Genomic DNA, 22,913 nt, shown 5'->3' with positions numbered 1-22,913 from the left:
TTATGTGATGAAGGCAACTATTCTGAGCGGATAGGTAGCTTTTTTAAGTAGGTCAGGGTAGATAAATATCTTGAATCATGGTGTTTTCCTTTTTGTGAAATAAAGACCAACTCATATCAATTTTACCATATTGTGAAATAAATTCTAAATCATGTTCTCGGAGGGCATTTTCATTGGTAATGGCTAAATCTGCCAACCCTTGTTTAAGGTGAATAGCGGCAACACTGGTAGAATTCACAAATTTGATTTTAATCTTGTTTTGATTCAGGTCGCCAGGTAATAAATAAGGAAGTAAAGGAAGAGGAGCGGGATGAGTAACTAGGGTACAATTTTCTAAAACGATTTCTTCATTTTTTCGCTTGGCTAATCCGTAAACGGGTGTGGGATAGGTGAAGATAAAACCTAGTTTAAACCTCGGTTCCATATAGAAATCATTAATTCTTTCATAGGCATGGGGAACTAACGCCAAATCTATCTGATATTGCAGTAAAGATTCCTTTAAATCTGTAAAGCTATCAAATAAATGACTATTAACCGAAATCTGTTGTAATTTCCATTGAGAAATTAGATAATTTAAGGTTTGTTCACTACTGGTTTCTTTTGGACCCAAAGTGCCAACGCTTAAAGTTTTGACATCGGGCTGAGGATAACACAATTCCATTGAAAACTTTAACATGGTTTTAAGGCTCCTGAAGTTTTAAGGGTGGATAAATTAGGATTTCCAGTACAAAATAAAACAATTTCAAGTTCAGCAATTAAAAATTTTACCAACTCATCAACGGCGGCTTCTGATTCAATCGCTGCTACGAGAAACGGACGAGCCAACCCTCCTAAATCGGCTCCTAGAGCGATAGATTTGGCAAGATCTAAGCCATTTTTTAAGCCTCCAGAAGCAATTAAAGGAATGGTTGAATTCACAGACCGAATGGCGGTAATACATTCAGCCGTAGGTAAACCCCAATCGGCAAAAACTTGTCCGAGATGCCGTTGTCTGTTGTCTTTGGCCCTTTGACTTTCAACTTTGGCCCAGGACGTGCCTCCGGCTCCCGCCACATCAATCGCGGCGACTCCTGCTTCAATTAATTGTTTGGCCATCACCGCAGAGATGCCATTTCCGACTTCTTTGGCGATGACGGGAACGGGCAATTGAGCGCAAATTTGCTCGATTTTAGCGAGTAAACCTTTAAAATTAGAATCGCCTCCCGATTGTACCCATTCTTGTAAAGGATTGAGATGGAGAATTAAGGCATCAGCTTCTAATAATTGCACCAATTTTAAACATTCCTCTAAACCGCAGCCGTAATTTAACTGTACAGCCCCTAAATTCGCTAACAGGAGAATATCTGGCGCCAGAGAACGGACTGCAAAGGTCGGCGCTAATTCCGGTTGTTCGAGTGCAATGCGTTGAGAACCCACTCCCATTGCTAAACCATAACGTTGAGCGACCATTGCCAATCGAGTATTGACTAAATGGGCTAATTCTGTTCCTCCAGTCATGGAAGAGATGAGAATTGGAGCTTTTAGAGATTTCCCCAAAAAGGTTGTCCCCAATTCAATCTCACTACGGTCAAGTTCAGGAAGACAACAATGGGTAAAACGATATTTTTCTAAACCGCTTGTAAGTTGTTGAAATTCCACATCTTCTTCGATACAAACTCGTAGATGTTCGCTTTTACGATTTTCAATTTCACTGGGAAGATTAGGCGGTGACATAGTTGTTATCAAGCATGAGGGTTGAACATTAAATTGAGTTTAAAAATCGAGTTCCAAGAGCAGTTCATCTAGTTCTGCTTGATTAAGAGCCGCATCGGGAAAATCCGAGGGAGTATAGCCTCCTTCTGCTGATAAACAATGGTTAATCAGGCTTTCTAAAGAATCTCGATAAGCAGCAGCTAAATTTTTGATCGTTGTTTGATGATGAAAATTTTCGCTATACTGCCATTCCATGTCAAGTTGCCCATCAACCACAATTCCATGAATCGCAATTAAATGGGAACGTTGTCCCAAAGGACTATGAATGGAACCACTGGACTCTTGAGATAATTTCCAGCCTATCTCGCCGATTTGATGACTTGTAAATTGACCTAAATAATTAAAGCTAACTTGAGCTTTTGGATGATTTTTTAACTGGGATTGAATCGTTAAATCTGAGTTGAGATAATATCCAATTCCATAATCAAATCCCCGATTCGGAATTTGTCGCAATTGCTCTTTGATGGACTTGAGGCATTCCCCCAGATGGTCAAGATTTTCTAAGGTCAAAAAGACGGGATAAATACTGGTAAACCAACCCACAGTTCGAGATAAATTCACGGACTCAATTACATTCTCTCTTCCATGACCTTCCATGTCAAGTAAAAGCTGAGAATAACCTGTCCAACGACCAAAAGCTTGGACTAAAGCGGTCAATAAAATATCGTTAATCTGGGTGTTATAAGCTTGGGGAACCTCCTGTAACAGTAAGCGGGTTTGTTCTTCATTTAAGGTGAAAGAAACCGTTTTTGCATGGGCAACAATGTTGGACTTAGCCTCACCTTGATAGTCCAAAGGAAGGGGAAAAACCGAGGGTAAATCACGGTTTAGCCAATACTTAAATTGCGTGTTAAATTCTGGGGTTTGAGCATAGTTTTGCAACTCTTCAGCCCAAGTTTTAAAGGAACTGGTTTTGGGGGGAAGTTGCCGAGAATCTTGGCTTTCTAATTGTTGGTAAATCGTGGCTAAATCTTCCAAAATAATCCGCCAAGAAATTCCATCTACTGCTAAATGATGAATCACAATTAACAATCGTCCATTCTCACCCAATTTGAAGAAAACCACCGCCATTAAGGGACCTTGCTCTAGGTTGAGTGTCCGTTGTTGAACTTCTGAAATTTCAGCTAGGGTGGTTACTTGTTCATCGCAAGACAGATGAGATAAATCCACCAATTCAAAGGCAAAACTATTGCAATCGTCGCTGTGATTTTGTTGCCATTTTTCCCCTTGTTGAACAAAGCGTAACCGCAAAGCATCATGGTGATAGAGTAATTTAGAAATAGTTTGTTTTAATAAATCTGGTTGTAGATTATTGGGAACCTCTAACAAGATAGATTGATTAAAATGATGACGTTCGGGCCAGTGTTGTTCAAAAAACCACTGTTGAATCGGAGTTAAGGGAACTTCACCTGTGACTAATCCTTGGTCAATTTCATTGGTAGCAGTCGTCTCCGCTACGAGTGCTAATTGAGCGATTGTCTGATAGCCGAATAGTTGTTTAGGAGTAATTTCTAATCCCGCTTGATTCGCTTTAGCGACAATTTGAATAGCGATAATTGAATCGCCTCCTAACTCAAAGAAATTATCATTAATACTAATTTGATTCCGTCCCAAAACTTCCTGCCAAATTTGGGCTAGAATTGTTTCTTTATCGGTACTAGGAAAAAGATAATTTTCTAATTCATTAACATCAATTTCTGGTATAGGTAAAACGCTGCGATCAATTTTTCCATTCTGATTAAGAGGAAAAGCATCTAAGAAAATCAAGAAAGCAGGAATCATATAATTGGGCAGCTTTTCTTGAAGAAAAATTCGTAATTTTGGCTGAGTGAGTTGCTTATCTTTCGGAACAACATAAGCATACAAACGCTTGATTCCAAGTTGATCTTCTCTGGCGATAACAATTCCATCTTTGACTTGAGGATGCTGAAATAAAACGGCTTCTATTTCGCCTAATTCAATTCTAAAACCTCTGATTTTTACCTGATGATCAATACGTCCAATAAATTCAATATTCCCATCGGCTAAATAGCGTACTATATCACCTGTTTTATACAGGCGTGCTGATGAATATTCGCTAAAAGGATGGGGAATAAATTTTTGTTCAGTTAAGTCAGGACGATTGAGATAACAACGGGCTAAACCATCACCACCAATATGCAATTCGCCTTTAACACCAATAGGAACAGGTTGCAAATAGGGATCAAGAATATAAATTTCTGTATTGGCTAAAGGACGACCAATTGGAATAGTTGTAGCTTCTGGAGGAATATTTTTAATTAAATACCAAGAGGTAAAAGTTGTGCTTTCTGTTGGCCCATAAACATGAAGTAAATTTTGAGCCGTTCCTTTATTAAGGGATTCTTTGACCCATTGAGGATCAACTGCTTCGCCACCAAAAAGTAAATATCTTAAGCTTTGAAAAGCATGGGGAATAGTCTGGACTAACTGATTAAATAAAGCTGTCGTTAAGAATAAAATAGTAATTTGAGATTTTTGGAGAAAATGAACAAATTTTTCAGGAGAAAGAACTGTATCTTTATCTACTCCTATTAACTGTGCGCCATGTATCAGCGCCCCCCAAATTTCAAAAGTAGCGGCATCAAAGGAAGCATTAGAAACTTGAGCAATTTTATCGGTTGAGTTTAAATCTATATAGTCAGTATTACAGACTAAACGAGTCACTCCTCGATGGGGAATAGCAACTCCTTTAGGTTTACCTGTAGAACCTGAAGTATAGATGACGTAGGCTAAATGTTCAGCGTTAACATGAGTGAGAGGATTCTGTTGACTTTGTTGTTTAATTTTGTCTTCATCTCGGTCTAAACAAATCAATTGATTGACTGTTGTTGGTAGTTTTTTGATGAGGTGCTGTTGCGTTAATAAAATTTTGATTTCAGCATCATTTATGATAGATTCAAGTCGTTCTTCGGGATAGCTTGTGTCCAGTGGTACATAAGCTCCTCCAGCTTTTAAGATTCCTAAAAATCCAATAATCATTAAGGGCGAACGCTCGACACAAATTCCGATTAATTGATCCTGTTGAACCCCTAACTTTTGTAAATAATGGGCGAGTTGATTGGCTTTTTGATTTAACTGTTCATAGGTGAGAGATTTTTCTCCATCGATGACCGCTATAGCATCAGGTGTTTTAACAACCTGTTGTTCAAATAACTGATGAATACAGGAATTCCGAGGATAAGAGGTTTGAGTCTGATTCCATTCTACTAATAATTGCTGTTTTTCCGATTCAGTCAGTAAGGGTAATTCCCTGACGGTTTGTTGAGGATTGGCTACAATTCCCTTTAATAAGGTTTGGAAATGACCCACCATGCGGGTAATTCTTTCGTCGGTAAATAGGTCGCTATCATATTCCCAAAAACCTTCTAAATAAGACCCTTGTTCTGTATCGATTTCCTCTAAAATTAAGCTGAGATCAAATTTAATTCTCTGGTTTTCAACGGCTAGATATTGAGCTTTTAAATGGGGTAATTCTAAATCATTGAGGGGGGCATTTTGCAACGCAAACATGACCTGAAATAAGGGATTATAACTTAAACTTCGTTCGATTTCTAACCCATCAACCACTTGCTCAAAGGGGACATCTTGATTAGCATAAGCTTCTAAAACAACATTGCGAGCTTGCTGTAATAAGGCTGAAAAAGTCGGATTTCCTTCTAAGGAATTCCGCAGCACTAAAGTATTGACGAAAAAACCAATCAAAGGTTCAATTTCTTGTCGATTTCGGTTGGCCGTGGGTGTCCCGATTAAAATATCATCCTGACCACTATAACGAAAGAGTAAAGTGTTTAAAGCAGCCAGTAAGGTCATAAATAAAGTCGCCCCTGACTTTTGACTCAGAAGTTTTAGTTTTTCGGTGAGTTCTGAGTTAATTTGAAACGAGATACTATGACCTCGAAAATTGGGATTAGCTGGACGAGGTTTATCAGTGGGAAGTTCTAATAAAAGAGGAGCAGCCGTTAATTGTTTTTTCCAATAATTTAATTGGTTTTCTAAGATTTCACCTTGTAACCATTGTCTTTGCCATACCGCAAAATCGGCATATTGTATGGTTAATTCGGGTAAAGAAACGGTGGAATTAGATAAAAATGCTTGATAAAATTCAGATAATTCTTTAAATAAAATGCCTTTTGACCAACCATCGATAATAATATGATGGAAAACGTTGACTAAAATATAATTTTCATATCCCAAATCAAAAAGAGTACATCGTAATAGGGGAGATTGAGTTAAATCAAAGGGTTTTTGTAGTTCTTCAATAATCAGTTTGTCAATTTGCCCTTGGGGTATATCTTTTAAATTAACAACTAATAATTTAATCTTTAGAGATGGAGCAATTTTTTGAATAGGTTTTCCTTCAACCATTGGAAAGGTTGTCCGTAAGCTCTCATGGCGTTGAATAATAGCATTAATCGTTTGCTCTAAAATGTCAATGTTTAAGCGTCCCGTTAAACGGATGGTTAGAGCTTCATTATAAGCCGAATTTTGCTGATCCATCTGATAGAGAAACCACATTCTCTGTTGAGCAAAAGATAGGGGTAACGCTTCAGTTCTGGCAACGGGAGATATAACAGATTCAACCGTCTTAGACGGGGGTATTGCACTTCTTAAAAAGGCAATAATTTCTGGTTTTCTTGTGCCGATTTCTTGCTTGATTTCCGGTGTCATTGCTCCCTGGGGAGCTTGATATTTTAACTTTTCTTCCTCAAGCCAAAGCTTGATTTCTAAACTATTTAAGTAAGATAAAAATTCTGCGACTTTCATTAATAGTATCCTTTTCCTTAATTAATGTTCTGGTATTTATCGAATGGGGGCGATTTTTGGCTGAGTTCAGTAGCTCTAAATTGAGCTACTGTTGCATATCTGAGCAACTCTATTTGTTTATTGTCGGCTCATGGCTCCCCGGAATTGTTGTTTAATAACCTCTAAGTCCCGAGGTTCGCTCTTAGGAGAGAATAGACCATCAGCCTCCCATTTACTCGCATCCAGACTAATCGCCCAGGCATTTAACCAGGGGTGTTCGTTAATTTTAGGTAAGAGTTCGGGCCTGGTATCTTCTAAGGCAATTTGAAAAATGACTTGGGCAAATTCTTCAAATAATTCTAAGCTGGCTCGATAAGCTGCAATAATTTCAGCTTCAGTTTTATTAGATTGTAAATTCCGAGTTCGCAGTTCATTCACAAAGGGGATTGCTAAATAATCAATAAATTCAAAGCTAACCCGACCCAGGGATTGATTTGCCCAATCTCGGAATAGTTGTTGCATTCGATAGGAAAGAGAGAAAAATTCTGCATTAATCTGTTGAACTTTCATCTTAAGTTCCAGGTCAAGGAAGATGGAATTAAACATCATTAAGCCACTGAATGTCCATCCAGCTAAAGTATCCCAGATGAATTTTGTTGACAGCACTATCCCATTTCCCATACAGTTGTAGGAATTTTGAATATTAAAGGTTAACCCATCGTGATAGGTTAAATAAAAATGATTGGCATCGTCAACTCTTTCGGGAGTTAGTTGACCTTTAAGGTCAAGTTCAATCATTTGGGTGGTTAAAGAATTGCCAAAACCAATACTATCTGAACCGGGGGAATAAAAAGGATCGGGAAATAAACCTGCTTCACCAACACAAGTCCAACGATTACAGGAAAAGACTTGTTTGGAGGAGTAACTATATTTCGGCATCTTTCTAAAGTCTTCAGGGGATTTACCTTCTAAATGAGCCGCTAAAACGGGTTCATTTTCCCTTAACCACTGCAAGGCTAATTCATAGTTATGATAATTTTTTAACGGGTGAATATCTTGACGAGTCACAATGCCAATACTGGTATAACCTGTGGATAAAGGAATTAACCAAACCCAGTATCCTTCACCGCATAAATGATTTGTAGAATAATAACGGTTGTTATTAGGAACACGCTGATGCCATTTTTCTTCACTGGTTGGAACAAAATTGCTGACATCAAAACGACCCTCAACTCGGAACCAAACCGCACTGTAATTATTATGATTAGGTTTCGCTAAACCTAGTTTTTTCTGTATAAATCGACGGCGACCCATCGCATCGACAACCCATCGGGATTTAATACAATGAGTTTTTTGATTCGCTCCACTGCCTTGAGTGTAAATAATTTTATGATGTTGCTGTAGTCCTTCAGCTAACTCGATGTCTTTAACCGAACAATTTTCTTTAAGGTCAATTCCTGCTTCAATATTAAATTGGCGTAAATCATTTTCTAATTTACCCCGATCAATTTGATAAGATTTAGGAGCATGAAACTCTGATAATCCCAGTTCAGGTCTTTTATGAAATTCAGTTTCTTGAGGTTTGAAAAAATAACGTAATCCCAGTTTTGACAAATGTTGATTATCAAAATAACTGGTTAACTGAAGTGTATTTGCTAAATAAAAAGCCCCAACTTCAACGGTTGATTCTCCCACTTTAAAACCAGCTTCTGGTAAAGGACGAGCCATTTTATCAAGAACAACAACCGAAAGATGAGGTTGTTTTAGTTTTAACTGTCTCGCTAAGGTTAAACCTGCTAATCCACCGCCACAAATTGCCACATCATAGTCAGTTTCTGAACTGAAATTGTCAGCTTGTTCACGCAATAAGACGATGAGTTCTTCTTTATACTCTTTCAATTGTTCGAGTAAATCGGGAGTCATAACGCCTTGGGGAGAACGATAGCGCAGCTTATCCCCTTCCATCCAAATTGTGATGCCTAAATGATTCAGATGCGATAAAAATTCAACGGTTCTCATAAACTTAATTGTCCTCAAAGACGAAAAACTATTGCAGAAATAAAGGTTATCAATGGCGAGGAGTTAGTGGCTATTGTTAAAGTCAGTTGCTATGGGAGCAACCGCTTACATACTCCACAAAAAGACTGTTTCAACCTGAAATTACTTATATCATATTCTGGATAAATTTTTTATGATGGCTACTTTTTTTAACATTTTTTCCCAAAAGGGTTCTGAAAAGCTTAAATTTTAGTTAAGCTATTTTCATAATTCTCCTTCTTCATAATCTTCTGAGGCTGTTGTCATGACTGTACCACTTTTGGATACAGTTTGGGTATTTTTGGCGACATTAAGCACCTCAATCGTTTGAGCTAAACTGGCAACGGTTGGGTATTCTAATAAACTGTGCAACGACAATTCTACCGAGAAAACATCCCGTAAACGAGAGATTACTTGACTTGCCAGCAAAGAATGTCCTCCTAGTTCAAAGAAATTGTCATTAACTCCAATTTGAGATAGATTTAACACCTTTTGCCAAATGTTAGCAACTTGACGTTCCGTTTCCGTTCTGGGTGCTATCAATTCGCTATTTTCTTTGCCTTGGAGTTCCTTGATTAATTGTCGCTTATCAATGTCTCCATTGTCCTTGATAGGGAGAGATTGTCGCTGAACCAGGGGACATTGATAGGACGTTCCAAATCGATCTTTTAGGCTAACATGATTAGATAGATTGACCGATTGAACTGTGGGTTTACGGGTGTAATAAGCGGTTAACTTTTGGCATCCTTCAGACAAAGAGGTAAAACGGTTGATCTTGCTATTACTCCCATCTAAACCGATCATTAATTGTCCTTGGTTGTGATATAAACTCGTTAGAAATGAGTCTAAACCTTGCCGCACTGTCATATCATAATACCCTTGAGAACGGGTTATATATTGCATCTGATAACCCTGGCTAATCCCGGTTTCTTGCCAAGTTGTCCAACTATAACAATAACTGGGGAACAAATTCTTAGATTTTTGATAGCTATTCAGAGATTCTAGGAAACTATTAGCCGCCGCATAGGAACCCAAAGCCGCTCCTCCAAAAAAACTAGCTAAGGAAGAAAAACTAATAAAAATTCCCTGAGATTCTTTGAGGAGTTGATGTAAAACCCAAGTTCCTATTACTTTAGGTCGAAGAATTGTTGATAAACCGTCTTGAGTTTCCTCCAGAAGTAAACAATCTTTGTAGATTCCAGCCAGATGAATCACCCCATTAAGTTCTCCTTGCCATTGTTTTTTCACCTGTTCTACAGCCTGTTTAACTTCAGTGAAATTAGCCACATCTACCGCTTGATAAATTACTTGTCCCCCAAGGTTTTCTAAAGCTTGAAGATTTTTGATTTTTAAGGATAATTTATCTTCGACTTTGAGGTACTCACTCCAGAGATGTTTTTCTGGTAAAGGTGTTTTTCCAATTAACAGTAAACGAGCTTGATAATTTTTGAGCAAATACTGAGCAATTTGTCTGCCAATTCCTCCTAGTCCACCGGTAATCAGATAAATTCCCCCTGATTTAAAGGGTAATTCCTGTTGGGTGTGTTGGAGTAAATTGACTTTTTCCAAACCAGCAATTAAACGTTTCCCGTTGCGATAGGCAATTTCTCTTTCCTTGGATAAAACCGATAGTTCTTGCAGCAGATAACGAGAATTAATTTCAGGGTTATCTAGGGGTAAATCCAGATGACGAGTATTTAACCAAGCAAGTTCTTGAGCTAGGGTTTTTATCAGTCCTAAAACTGGAGATTTTTCATAGGCAATTTTATCGGTTTCTATGACAAATTGACTATAACTAGAAACAAATAGCAATTGAATTTTTGAGTTCAGGTCATGAATTTTAGCCAGAGATTGAACTAGGAATAATAAATCACAGGTTCCTTTTTCTTGTGCTTTTTCTAACTGTTCAATTGTTGAAATTTCTCCCTGATAGTCTTGATAAGTACCCAGATGAATAATATTGCCAAGGATAATTTTTCGCTCGGACAAAGATGCCATTAACTGTTGATAATGGTTAGCGTTCCCTGGTTTAAGGGTATAGCAATTTTGACTAATTTGAGAAAATTCTTCTGCTGCTAAAACGGTGATACAGGGTAAGTTTTTCCCTTGAATTTTTTCTGCTAAAGATACTCCTAAACCCAAGGCATCCAGAAAAATTAAAGTCGAATGGTTGGAAAGCTCTGAGTTTAAGTTCACTGGAGAGCGAGCTTTCCAAACTTTCCGATAAAACCAATCAGGAAGGGTATTAGCATTTTCTAATAGAATATCGATTTCTTTTAAAATAGAATTGAATTCTCCGTTCGCAAACCGTTTTGTTAATTGCGATCGCTGAATTTTGCCAATGGAAGTTTTAGGAATTTCAGTTTTATTTAAGGGGATTAAATATTCAGGATTAACCCCAAAACTGTTAATTACTTTTCGTCTAATTTTTTTCAGTAGTTCTGCTAGATGCTGTTGATCAAAGGTTTCTGCACTAAAAAATAAAGCTAATTGATCGGTACTATTCCTAGGATCATGAACCCCACAAGCGGCAGTATAAGAAGCTTCTACTTCGTCAATGGTTTCAACCACAGTTTCAATTTCATGGCTATAATAATTCACTCCATTAATAATAATGGTTTCTTTACTTCTTCCAGTAATGACTAAATGACCGTTACTAATAAATGCTAAATCTCCTGTCTTAAACCAGCCATCTTTTAAGAAAGCGTCTTGATTCGCTTCTGGGTTTTTATAATACCCCGGTGAAACTGCATCTCCTTTAACTTGTAAATGACCAATAGTTTCTTCTGGTAGCAGGGAATTATCAGTATTAACAATTCTAATGGATACCCCCGGAATGGGTAATCCTAAATCCGTAAAGGTTGCACCATTGGGATGTTCAGGATGGACTCGTTTTAAGGAAGAATTCAAGGAGGATTTATCAACCGTATGAAAAAGTAATGGCTGTTGTTCTGTAGGTTGATAATAGGTAATTCCTGACCCCATTTCTGCCATCCCAAAAGCAGGACGCATCGCCGTTTTTTTCAGATTATGTTGAAGATGAAGGGTATTAATAAATTCTCCAACTGCTTGACCAGAAACAGCTTCACCCGCTGCCAAAAAGAATTTGACACAATCTAAATTCCAATTTTGATCGGGTTCTTTTTTTAAAGCTTCATTGATCAAATTATAAGCAAAATTAGGAGCCCAACTGTGGGTGATTCGATATTTAGCAATTAAATCTAACCAATTCAAAGGACGACCTAATATATATTCAGTTTGAACATAAACCATTTGGCATCCTAACTCGACACAGCGAATATTCCAGTCTGAAATACTGCCAATATGATCAAAAGGAAGCCAATTAAGAATAACATCGTCGTTTTGATGTTCACAAATTATGTTTGTTCCTCGCGCACGAGAGATCACATTTTTATGGGTTAATGCAATACATTTCGGTATTCCTGTACTGCCTGATGTTAGATTAAAGAACGCGATATCATCTGGTTGACTAATAGGAGGTTGATGGGGAGAATAAGTTTTTAATTCTTCAATAAAACTCAAGCTTAAGGTTTGATTAGGCAACCATTGCTCTAAATGTTTTATCTCTTGCTGACGGGATTTATTTGTGATAATAATTGGTTCATCTAACAACTCCCAAACTTGACATATTTTATGAATTTCATTATTAAAATCTTTATAGCTGGGTGGCACTGAAATAATAACGGGAATAAATCCCCCTAAAATACACCCCCAAAACACAGAAATGATATCATAGTTTTCCGATAGCTGAAGAATCACTTTATCTTGAGATTGTAAACCCTGGTTTTGTAATCCGGCTTGTATTTGTTGAGCGTCTTCCCATAATTGTTGATAGGATTGAAAAACTTCTAAGCCATTAGATTGAATATAAATAATCCCTTTATTTGAATGATTTTCAGCCGCTTTTTGGAGGATTTCTGCCAAAGTTTTAGGCTGCAGTTCAGATTCTTCTAAAAGCTGTCCGTGACTGATTCCAGCTTGAGTGTTAGAAGTGTGAATCCCCAGATGAATCAGGGTTTCAGATTTTTGATGATCATTTTTTTTCTCTGGTTTTAAGGGCAATAAATCGGATATATGTAGGGGTAAAATTTTAATTTTTTTGGAATTAATGACGGCGGCAACTTGATCAATATCTGGCAAAGAGCGTAGTTTTTCTTCTGTCTCCTGAACTTGGTTGTCATCGATAATTTCGATATTTTTTAAGGCAACTTCATCGACATCACCGCTCTCGGTTAAGGGTAAACTCGAAATCTGTACATAGATATTAGGTATAAGATTATCCGGTAACTGAGACTCTAAATCGGAGGACAATTGTTCAGAATTCCAAGCTCCAGAGGAAACGATATAGGCGACTAATTCCCCCTCTCGTACCATAAAATAGCAATCTTCAATCAAAGGATTTGATAAAAATACTTCGGCTAATTTCTGACAATTTAATTTCGGATTTTTGTGATCAGTCCTCATGCCTAAAATCCTCTGTTTTGTGTACATCTTGTGAAAGCTTCTTCAATAAGGACTTTTAGGCGTAGCCAATTCGACATCTATAATACGCCAATTCAAGTCTGAATTGTATCACTTTTTGAGCTATCTTCCTAGAATACCTGATTTGGGGTACGATAGTCAAGGCATTTGCGAGGACGAAATAAAAAATGACAGAACAAGCTTGGTGGGTACAAAAATGGCTAGAACTACTCGATTCCTATCGCTTTAAAAAACGCTTAGAACGAGCTAGACTCTACGCTAGAGAGGGCAATGTTTTAAGTATTGACTTTGAAGACTCGCAAGTTATTGCTAGAGTACAAGGCAGTGAACCAGAGCCTTATATAGTGGATTTATCCCTAGCGGCTTTTAGTGATGAAGAATGGGACTATATTATTAAGCTTCTCTCCAAAAAGGCCATTTATTCCGCTCAATTGCTCACCGGACAAATGCCCGATAATATTGAGCGTGTTTTTATCGATAGTGGAGTGAATTTATTTCCCTTTTCCTTGGCTGATATTCGCTCTCGTTGCACCTGTCCCGATCAAGCCAACCCCTGCAAACATATAGGAGCAGTATACTATCAATTGGGCGATCGTTTTATTGTCGATCCCTTCCTGCTTTTGCAACTGCGCGGCCGAACCAAAAGCCAAATTCTGGAAGCTTTACGAGAAAAACGCTCCTATTCCTCGGATAATCAACCTTTAGCAGTCAGTGAAACCCCCACAGTAGTTGAAAAAACTGCCCCCGACCGCCCTATCGATCGCTTTTGGCAGTACGATGAAGAGCTAGACCCCTCCCTAGTTGTGATTACGCCGGGGAATGAAAATCAAACCATCCTCGACATTTTAGGCAATTTTCCCCTCGCTGCCCCCGAATCGGATGCCATAGAACAATTTTTCAAGCCAATTTACCGGCAAATTCCCCAAGAAGCGATGGCGATTGCTTTACAGTAGGGAATTTGGGGTATGGGAGCAGCCTAGTCAAAGTAGTGCAGAGGACAAAAGAGCTAACTGGATTTGTCCTTTGCATCAGGTGAGGAATTGACCATGGAGAAAATCGCCCCACCACTAACTGCTAAACCGTCTTACTTTTGCCAGTTTTACTGCCCGGGGAAGTAGTTTTTTTAGTGGTGGTTTTCTTGGCAGTAGTTGTCTTGGCCGCTAGTGCCGCTAAAGCTTGTTCTAGGGTCAGGGTTTCGGCCGTCTCTCCCTCCGGAATCTTGGCGTTAGTCTTACCGTGCTTGATATAAATTCCGTAGGGACCTTCGTACAATCCCACGGATTCGCCGTCGTCGGGATGTTTACCCAATTCTTTTAAGGGTGGTTTGGTAGAACCACGAGCGCCGCGAGCTTTTTTCGGTTCGGCTAATAAGGCCAAAGCTCGATCGAGGGTTATAGTTAAGACATCATCGCCGGCTTTCAGGGAACGATATTCTTTTTCTTTGCCCTCTTCCTGAACTATATAGGGGCCAAAACGACCTAAACTGGCTTTAATTTTGCCTCCGGTGAGGGGATGGGTTCCCAGCAGTCGCGGCAGTGCCAATAAACCCACCGCTTGTTCGAGGGTGATGTCCTCTGGTTTGACTCCTTTGGGTAGGGAGGCGCGTTTCGGTTTGGGATTGTCATCGCTGACATCTCCTAACTGGACGTAGGGACCGTAACTACCCACGAGCAGATAAATCGGCTCTCCGGTGTCGGGATGAAGACCGATTTTATCCGGACCTTCGGTTTTTTGTCGCAGCAGGGTTTCCACCTGTTCCGGGTTCAGATCCGCTGGGGTTAAATCGGCCGGGATGGAAGCGGTGAGGATTTCATCGCCTCGGGGGACTTCCAGATAGGGACCGTATTTGCCGATCTTGATAGTTGCCTGTAAATCTTCTAAAATCACCGATTTGGCGGTGCTAGAGTTAATTTGACTCTCGCGCTCTTTGACTTGGCTTTCTAGCCCTTTTTCGCCGCGATAGAAGCGATCGAGATAGGGCAACCACTGAGCGGAACCGGTGGCGATATCGTCGAGGGTTTCTTCCATTTTCGAGGTAAATTTGGGATCTACCAGGTCGGGGAAATGATTTTCTAATAAACCGACGACGGCAAAAGCGGTGAAGGTGGGAATGAGGGTTTTATTCCGCATTTGGGCATAACCGCGATCGATAATCGTGCCGATAATGGTGGCGTAGGTGCTGGGTCGCCCGATTCCCTCACTTTCGAGCATTTTTACGAGGGAGGCTTCGCTATAACGGGCGGGAGGTTGGGTATCGTGGCTAATCGCCTCTAGTTTCCGACAATTGGGGGTATCACCAACGTTGAGGGGGGGTAAGATTATTTCTTGGTCGTCGATCGCAGCTTCTGGATCGTCGGAACCTTCCACATAGGCGCGGAAAAAGCCGGGGAAGTCGATTCTTTTACCAGAGGAGCGAAATCCGGCATTTTCTACCTGAATATTAACGGCGATCTGGGTAATACGGGCATCGGCCATCTGAGAGGCGACGGTACGTTTCCAGATTAGGTCGTAGAGGGCGAATTCTAGTCCGCTCAGGCCGGTTTCCCGGGGGAGGCGAAAGCTGCTACCGGCGGGCCGGATGGCTTCGTGGGCCTCCTGTGCGCCTTTGCTTTTGGTGGTGTACTGCCGGGGTTGGGGACTGAGATAATTTTTTCCGTACATTTGTTCTACACAATGGCGCGCGGCGGTGATGGCCTGATCGGAAAGATGGACGGAATCTGTCCGCATATAGGTGATGTAGCCCTGTTCGTAGAGATTTTGGGCGATTCGCATGGTGTCGCGGGCAGATATGCCGAGTTTCCGGTTGGCTTCTTGCTGTAGGGTGGAGGTGGTGAAGGGGGGGGAAGGTTTGCGAGTGGTGGGTTTTTCTTCTGTGTGGCTAACCCGCCAGATTTTGCCCTCGATGCGTTCTTTTAAGGCTGCTGCCGCTGCTTGATCCAAGAGGGTGACGTGGCGACCGGGGAGCAGTCTGCCGGTGTCGGCATCGAAATCGCTCCCATTTGCCACTTTTTGACCGTTTAAGGTGACTAATTTCGAGTCGAATTGATTTTTGTCCTTTTCTAAAGTCGCTTTCAGGTCCCAATAATTGGCGGTTTTAAAAGCCCGTCGTTCCCGTTCCCGCTGCACGAGCAGACGCACCGCCACGGATTGCACCCGGCCGGCGGATAAACCTTTGGAGATTTTTTTCCAGAGTAGGGGGGAGAGGGTATAACCGTAGAGGCGATCGAGTATGCGGCGGGTTTCTTGGGCGTGAACTAAATTTTCGTCGATCGAGCGACAATTTTTTAAGGCCGCTTGGATTGCTTCTTTGGTGATTTCATGAAATACCATCCTTTTGGTGGGGACTTTCGGGTTGAGTACCTGCAAGAGATGCCAACTGATGCTTTCCCCTTCCCGATCTTCGTCGGTGGCGAGGATCAATTCATTTACGCCTTTGAGGGCCTCTTTTAATTCTTTGACGACTTTACTTTTGGTTTTGGGGACGACGTAGAGGGGGTCGAAATCGTTCTCCACATCCACGCCCAAATTGGCCCAGGATTTGTCTTTGTGGGCGGGGGGAATTTCTTCGGCAGAGGCGGGCAGATCGCGGATGTGGCCCATGGAGGCTTGGACTCGATAGCCGCTAGGCAGATAATTACTGATCGTCCGAGCTTTGGTGGGGGATTCGACAATAACCAGGGTTGACATAGGAATTGATCACGAGGGCATGGCCACAGCGACTGTTTTAGTTAGACTGACAATCGTTGTTTGATGATGGGCAAAAGTTACTATTTATCTTGACTGGCTTGATTCCAGTCAAAAGCGACTTACTACGATAATAGAGATTAAAGCTGGTCTTTTGTCACTAACTTCTTAATAAAACTTAATATTTTTCTGGATCAGGGAGAAGGGAGAAAAAAGCTGACACTGATAACTGATGACTGACTCCTAACCCAATGTTCGCCAAAGATAAGCAAAAATTATCTACTGACTCCAAACACTTGAGAATATTTAAATTAACATTTCGCAATATTTATAAATTCTTAAAAATTAATTGAGAAAGATTTTTATTTAACAACGATGTTGCAGTGGTAACAGCGATTTGATAGAATTTCATAGTCGGGCATTCTTGGCTTTTTTAGGCAGCAATGGTTGAAACCCTTGCCACACCTAGAAGGTTATCCTAATTAAGACGGGTAAATTAGTCAATTTCACCCACAACGATGATCTTTTTTTTGTGTAGTTTTATTGCAAAAAAAAAGTTTTTTTGACAAAAGGCACAAAGTATGATATGAATCCAACGTATTTCTGGCTGCCAGTAGTTATTGCAGAGTAGGAGTTGGGGAGCAGGGAGAGGGGAGAAAAAAGCTGACACTGATTACCGATCTAGGTTACGCTTCACCTTTATGATCAACACTAAATCCTGTTATTAAAAAATGATTATTTATTCCCCCTTTTGCCTGTCCTGATATGTAGCCTATACTCAACGAAAATTAGGTAATTTACCAGATAAAAATGGGTAAAACCCTACACCCTGACCCCACGAGAAACTTTTTCAGCAAGCCCTAATTATGTCTGATTTACGTCAATACGCTCCAGCAACAGAACGCAATCGTCAGCCGATTTTAGAAGTTCTCAGGCAATTTTTACCGAAGACTGGGAATATCCTAGAAATATCTAGCGGCACGGGTGAACACGCTGTTTTTTTTGCCCCTCGTCTTGCTCCTTGTCGTTGGATTCCCTCGGATTGTAACCCTCTGGCTCTAGATAGTATTCGCAGTTGGTGTGATTATTATCCTAGTTCTAATCTCGATCGCCCCCTATTTATCGATGTTCATCAGTCAGTTTGGGCGGTAGAAAAGGAAAATATCGTCATTAATGCGATTGTTAATATTAATATGATTCATATCGCCCCCTGGTCAGCTTGTTTAGCTTTAATGGCAGGAGCAAGTCGTATTCTCAGTCCGGGGGGAATTCTCTATCTTTATGGTCCCTATAAACGACAGGGAAAACATACTTCTCCTAGTAACGAAAGCTTTGATTTTTCTCTCCGTTCTCAAAACTCTGCTTGGGGAGTTAGGAATTTAGAAGATGTGGTGCAAGCAGCGAGCGATCGAGGTTTACAATTGTTAGAAGTAATTCCTATGCCAGCTAATAATCTCTCGGTTTTATTTGCCTTAACATAGCAATTATCAGTGAACAGTAATCAGTAATCAGCTTCTAAAGGCAAAAGGCAATAGGCAAAAGAAAGAATCTGGCAATTCTCCTACCTAAAAAGAAGTTTATAAACTAAGTACATCAAAGCTTTTAGCTTAACCAATTAAGTTTTAGATTCGACCTTTTTTATCAGATGTGATTTTTCAGTTCACTGATTACTGTTTACTGATCACTGAAAAAAGCTCCCCACTTCCCACTTCCCACTGATAACTGATAACTGATAACTGATAACTTATTTCCAACCGGCGCGATTCATTACCTGGACTGCTTTGGCTAAATTAGGTCCATAATTAGCCACACTAACGGTATCTTCTTTACCGCGTCCGAGTTTTGCTAGGAAAGGGTCTAAAGCAACCCCTGGAACGACGGGATATTCGCGATTACCCTTAGCAAAAAAGTTCTGTGCTTCATTGCTAGAAAGATACTCTAAAAATTTAATCGCCGATTCTCGATTGGGAGCGGTTTTAATTAAACCACCACCGCTAATATTAACGTGAGCGCCGCGGCCTGTTTGGTCGGGGAAAATTACGCCTACTTGGTCATAAATTGCCCGTTTAGCTGGGTCTTTTTCTTCGGCATACCCAGCTAAGTAATAGGTGTTAGCTAGGGCTAAATCGGCAATTCCGGCGGCGACAGCTTCGATTTGTGCCTTATCATTTCCCTGGGGTGAACGGGCAAAATTAGCCACTAATCCCCGACACCATTTTTCTGCGGCCGCTTCCCCTTGGATGTCGATTAACCAAGCAGTAAAAGATTGACTATAGATGTTACTAGATGACCGGGTGACGACTTTTCCTTTCCATTTGGGATTGGTTAAATCTGCATAGGAATCGATTTCTCTGGGGTTAACTCTGTCTTTGTTGTACATGATTACCCGCAAGCGTTTACTAAACCCGAACCAGTGACCTTTGGGGTGACGCAAATGAGCGGGAATTCTTTGGGTAAGAATGCGGGAATTGACGGGGGCAAAAATTCCCTGTTGGTCGGCGCGCCATAGTCTCCCCGCATCTACCGTTAGGAGTATATCGGCAGGACTATTGCGGCCTTCGCTTTTGATTCGTTCGATTAATGGGTCTGCTTCCCCTTCGACGAGGTTAATTTTTATTCCCGTTTGTCGGGTGAAGTTGTCGTACAATCGTCGGTCGGTGTTGTAATGACGGGAGGAATAGAGGTTTAATTGTTTAGTTTGGGCGGAAACTTCGTTTATTTTCCCTAATTGACCCACTGCTACCGCTAAGGTGGCTGTTCCCGCGCCTAGAAAGACTCTCCGAGTTATTTTATCGTTCATTGCTAGATTCTTGGCTTGTCTTTTCCCATTATACAGCTATTGAGAATAATTCTTATCTGCACGAGAAATTATTTGTCCGGCTAGGGCGGTAGATAGTGGAAAATCAGGGTAGAATAAGGATTTTCTGCCTTAATAGAGCCAATAAATCCTCGAATCTATCGCTAGTTAAGTTCAATAAGTCCAAGATGTTACCCGAAGCTCGATCGAGGGTATTGTGGAATGAGAGCAACGAGAGTCAAAGATAATGATCAACAGTAATCACCAACAAGCGATCGAGTTAATGTTAGCATCGGGAGACTATAATCAATTATTGTTATTTTGTCAACAAGCGCTGGCGGTTCATCCAGAAGTGACTGATTATTATCCCTATCTGGGATTAGCTTATCTGCTGCTAGAGCAGCAAGCAACAGCGCAAGAAATTTGGTTATTTTGGCTATTACAATCAGAGTCTAGTCAAGATTTAATTATGCTCCTCAAAAAAGAGATAATTAGAAATCTCGATTGCTGGCAGTTTGCCAAAGCTAAATTAATCTATCTCCAGTGGCTAGAATTAGAAGAAATAGAAGGGGATGAAGAAATAGAAAATTATGCCCTGACGGTGATAAACTCCTGTCTTCAAGAGGTGCAAGAGGCAATTAATCGACGAGAATATACTTTAGCTGAGGACTTTTACTTAAGAATTTTATCTTGGCGTGAACAATTAGCTTATGTCTGGCACGATTTAGGATACTTATACTATATAATTAACCGACTAACAGAATCTTTTAACTGTTTAGCAAGAGCCATAGAATTAGAGGAAAATCAAGCCTTATATCATTATACCATGGCTAGGGTGCTAGAAAAACAATCCCGTTTAGATATAGCTTTATCAGCTTATCAGAAAGCGATCGATCTCAATGCTAATTTTGTCGATGCTTATAATAAACTGGGTAATTTATTTTATCAATTAGGTCAGCTAGAGTCAGCCGAAAAATTCTATCAGCAGGGAATTAATAGCCAAGCGGATTTTTATCCTTTTTATATCAATTTAGGCAATGTCTATTTAGTTAAACAAGCTTGGACAGAAGCAAAAAATGCTTATAAAACTGCCCAACAACTGGCAGGAGATAGACGAGAAATTAGTCAAAATCTCTCCCTTTGGGAAAACCTGCAAGCTGACCAAAAAAGAGCCGATCTTTACTCAGGTGATTATTTTTATCAAAGAAAACTCTATCAATTAGCACTAAACTATTATCAAAAATTATTAGCAATTAAAATAGAGGACAGCAATTTTTATTTAAATTGCGCCCATTGCTATCTCATTCTCAAAGAAGAAAAACAAGCTTTGGAAGTGTATAAAAAAGGCATTAGCTATCATCCAAAAAATATTGATTTACATTTGCGCCTAATTTGGTTATTACAAAATAATTATCCGATCGAGGTGGCAATTCAAGCAACTAAATCGGCTTTAGAGTATCTTACCGATCACCTATCTTTGAAATTAGAATTAATGCGGTTAATGCCGATAGTTTACACAAATCAAGCAGATATTATGCTATATCGATCAAACTACGAGAAACGGTTAGATAATATCTTGTATAATCTTGATTTAACCACTACTCATCAACAACAGGAGGCGTGGAAAAGTATTGGTTTAAGAACTAATTTTTATCTTCAATATCAAGGTCAAAATGATTTAAAACTACAAAAAAAATATGGGGAATTAGTTTATAAAATTACCTCAGCTAACTTTCCTGATTGGGTGAAAAACCTAACCATACCTACGGGAAAAATTCGCCTTGGCTATATTTCTGCTCACTTGCGTCATCACACGGTAGCGAAACTCTTTCAAGGATGGTTGCAGTGGCGAAATCGAGAGCAATTTGAAATTTATTGTTATGGAATAGATATTAATAACACCTGCGATAATTTTACCAAACAATACCAAGAGCAAAGTGATTATTTTTATCAGTTTGATAATCTAGTCAATGCGGAAAAAATTGCTCAACATATTTTAGATAATCAGTTACATATTCTCGTTTATTTAGATATTGGTATGGATCCTCGCACTACCCAACTAGCAGGATTGCGTTTAGCTCCAGTACAATGTGTAACTTGGGGCCATCCCATCACCTCAGGATTACCAACCATTGATTATTTTATCTCCAGTGAATTAATGGAACCCACGGAGGGAGATAATCACTACAGTGAAAAATTAATTCGCTTATCTGATTTAGGTATTGCCTATCCCAAACCTTCCCTTCCTCCCCAGAGAAAAACTCGTTTAGAGATGGGATTAGCTGAGGATAAAATCATCTATTTAAACTGTCAGAGTTTATTTAAATATCTGCCAGAAAATGACGATATTTTTCCTAGAATTGCCCGACAAGTTCCCAACAGTCAATTTATTTTTATCTGCCATCGTAGCGAATTTGTGACCCATTGCTTTCAGTGGAGATTAAGTCAAGCTTTTAATAAGTATGGACTCAATTGGCAAGATTACGGGGGAATGATGCCACAATTAGAACAAAATGATTATTTTCAGCTTAACTTATTAGCAGACATCTATTTAGATAACTTAAGTTGGTCGGGAGGAAATACCACCTTAGAAGCAATTGCCTGTCAGCTTCCAGTTGTTACCTGTCCGGGGGAATTTATGCGCGGAAGACATTCCTATGCTATCCTAAAAAAATTAGGCATAACCGAGACAATTGCTACGGATAAAAATCACTATATTGAAATTGCTATCCGTTTAGGTTTAGATAATCAATGGCGGCAAACAATCAAAGATTATACTAAAATGAATATCGATACAGTATTTAATGATCGAACCTGTGTAGAAAGTCTAGAAAGATTTTATCAATCTGTAGCAGGAGAGGATAAATAAAACTTTAGGACTACATAGAGTTTGCTGAAAAAGTTTGTTTCTGGGTAAGAAACCCACATAAAGTTCATTTTGTCAAGGATTGTTAAGATGCTCTTAACCTGGATCAGAGAAGAGAAATTTACCACTTAACACTGTCTATTAAAAACTATCGATAGATGGCAAAATAGAAACTATACAATTAGTATTGTCTGTAAATAAGAACAACCTATGGATATTGAATCAACTAAAGTTACTGCTGAAGAAATTGCCCAGTTTCGCGCTGAATTGGCAGAGGATTCTAAAGCATTAGGAGATATTGACGTGATTGAACGTTGTGAAGGGGATTTAGAACAAGCTGCTCGTATCTTAGCGCGTCGAGCCGACATTGAAGATGTGAGAGCGGGAATCACTTGGGAATCTGCGTTAAAGCAAGCGCGTCAGGTAGTTTGTGATGCAAAGTTTAAGGAAGGTTTAGCGCCTGATTTAAGGCGTTGCTGAATCAAGGTATGAATGACAACCCTGCACCCA

11 protein-coding genes are annotated in these 22,913 nt (G+C 39.8%); 4 read left to right on the top strand and 7 right to left on the bottom strand.

Features of this window, described 5'->3' with window-relative positions:
• Nucleotides 1-52 precede the first annotated feature (52 nt).
• From GQR42_RS24365 to GQR42_RS24345, 5 genes are all read right to left on the bottom strand, one after another.
• Entirely contained in the window at nucleotides 53-676 is a 624-nt protein-coding gene (locus tag GQR42_RS24365) for a LysR family transcriptional regulator (protein WP_158201949.1), read from the bottom strand.
• On the bottom strand, nucleotides 670-1,713 hold the full coding sequence (fni, locus tag GQR42_RS24360) for a type 2 isopentenyl-diphosphate Delta-isomerase (RefSeq protein WP_158201948.1): 1,044 nt from the start codon (nucleotides 1,711-1,713) through the stop codon (nucleotides 670-672). Before fni ends, GQR42_RS24365 begins: the two co-directional genes overlap by 7 nt.
• 39 nt (nucleotides 1,714-1,752) lie before the next feature.
• Nucleotides 1,753-6,537 (bottom strand): non-ribosomal peptide synthetase, encoded by a 4,785-nt coding sequence (locus GQR42_RS24355; protein WP_158201947.1) that lies wholly within the window; start codon nucleotides 6,535-6,537, stop codon nucleotides 1,753-1,755.
• A 117-nt stretch (nucleotides 6,538-6,654) separates the two neighbouring features.
• Nucleotides 6,655-8,535, bottom strand: a complete 1,881-nt coding sequence (locus tag GQR42_RS24350) for an FAD-dependent monooxygenase (RefSeq protein WP_158201946.1) — start codon at nucleotides 8,533-8,535, stop codon at nucleotides 6,655-6,657.
• A 243-nt stretch (nucleotides 8,536-8,778) separates the two neighbouring features.
• Nucleotides 8,779-13,038 carry an SDR family NAD(P)-dependent oxidoreductase gene (locus GQR42_RS24345; protein ID WP_158201945.1) on the bottom strand — a complete coding sequence of 1,420 codons (4,260 nt, stop codon included), beginning with the start codon at nucleotides 13,036-13,038 and terminating at the stop codon, nucleotides 8,779-8,781.
• A 185-nt stretch (nucleotides 13,039-13,223) separates the two neighbouring features.
• Between GQR42_RS24345 and GQR42_RS24340 the strand changes: the two genes are divergently transcribed.
• Nucleotides 13,224-14,009: an SWIM zinc finger family protein gene (locus GQR42_RS24340; RefSeq protein ID WP_158201944.1), complete on the top strand. Its 786-nt coding sequence runs from the start codon at nucleotides 13,224-13,226 to the stop codon at nucleotides 14,007-14,009.
• Between the two features lie 121 nt (nucleotides 14,010-14,130).
• On the opposite strand, the gene topA is transcribed toward GQR42_RS24340, so the two are convergent.
• Nucleotides 14,131-16,743: a type I DNA topoisomerase gene (gene topA / locus GQR42_RS24335; RefSeq protein WP_158201943.1), complete on the bottom strand. Its 2,613-nt coding sequence runs from the start codon at nucleotides 16,741-16,743 to the stop codon at nucleotides 14,131-14,133.
• An 863-nt stretch (nucleotides 16,744-17,606) separates the two neighbouring features.
• Between topA and GQR42_RS24330 the strand changes: the two genes are divergently transcribed.
• Entirely contained in the window at nucleotides 17,607-18,221 is a 615-nt protein-coding gene (locus GQR42_RS24330; protein WP_158201942.1) for a DUF938 domain-containing protein, read from the top strand.
• A 263-nt stretch (nucleotides 18,222-18,484) separates the two neighbouring features.
• On the opposite strand, the gene GQR42_RS24325 is transcribed toward GQR42_RS24330, so the two are convergent.
• Nucleotides 18,485-19,540: a Fe(3+) ABC transporter substrate-binding protein gene (locus GQR42_RS24325; RefSeq protein WP_158201941.1), complete on the bottom strand. Its 1,056-nt coding sequence runs from the start codon at nucleotides 19,538-19,540 to the stop codon at nucleotides 18,485-18,487.
• A 244-nt stretch (nucleotides 19,541-19,784) separates the two neighbouring features.
• On the opposite strand from GQR42_RS24325, the gene GQR42_RS24320 reads away from it, so the two are divergent.
• Both GQR42_RS24320 and GQR42_RS24315 read left to right on the top strand, forming a co-directional pair.
• A complete protein-coding gene (locus GQR42_RS24320) occupies nucleotides 19,785-22,406 on the top strand; it encodes an O-linked N-acetylglucosamine transferase, SPINDLY family protein (RefSeq protein ID WP_158201940.1) in 2,622 nt (873 codons plus the stop codon).
• Between the two features lie 207 nt (nucleotides 22,407-22,613).
• Nucleotides 22,614-22,883, top strand: a complete 270-nt coding sequence (locus tag GQR42_RS24315; RefSeq protein WP_158201939.1) for a hypothetical protein — start codon at nucleotides 22,614-22,616, stop codon at nucleotides 22,881-22,883.
• Nucleotides 22,884-22,913: the final 30 nt, after the last annotated feature.

It is taken from the genome of Microcystis aeruginosa FD4 (assembly GCF_009792235.1).
Taxonomy (GTDB): domain Bacteria; phylum Cyanobacteriota; class Cyanobacteriia; order Cyanobacteriales; family Microcystaceae; genus Microcystis; species Microcystis viridis.
Note: the sequence above shows the minus strand (reverse complement) of the source record. Positions and strands in the feature narration are given on the sequence as shown.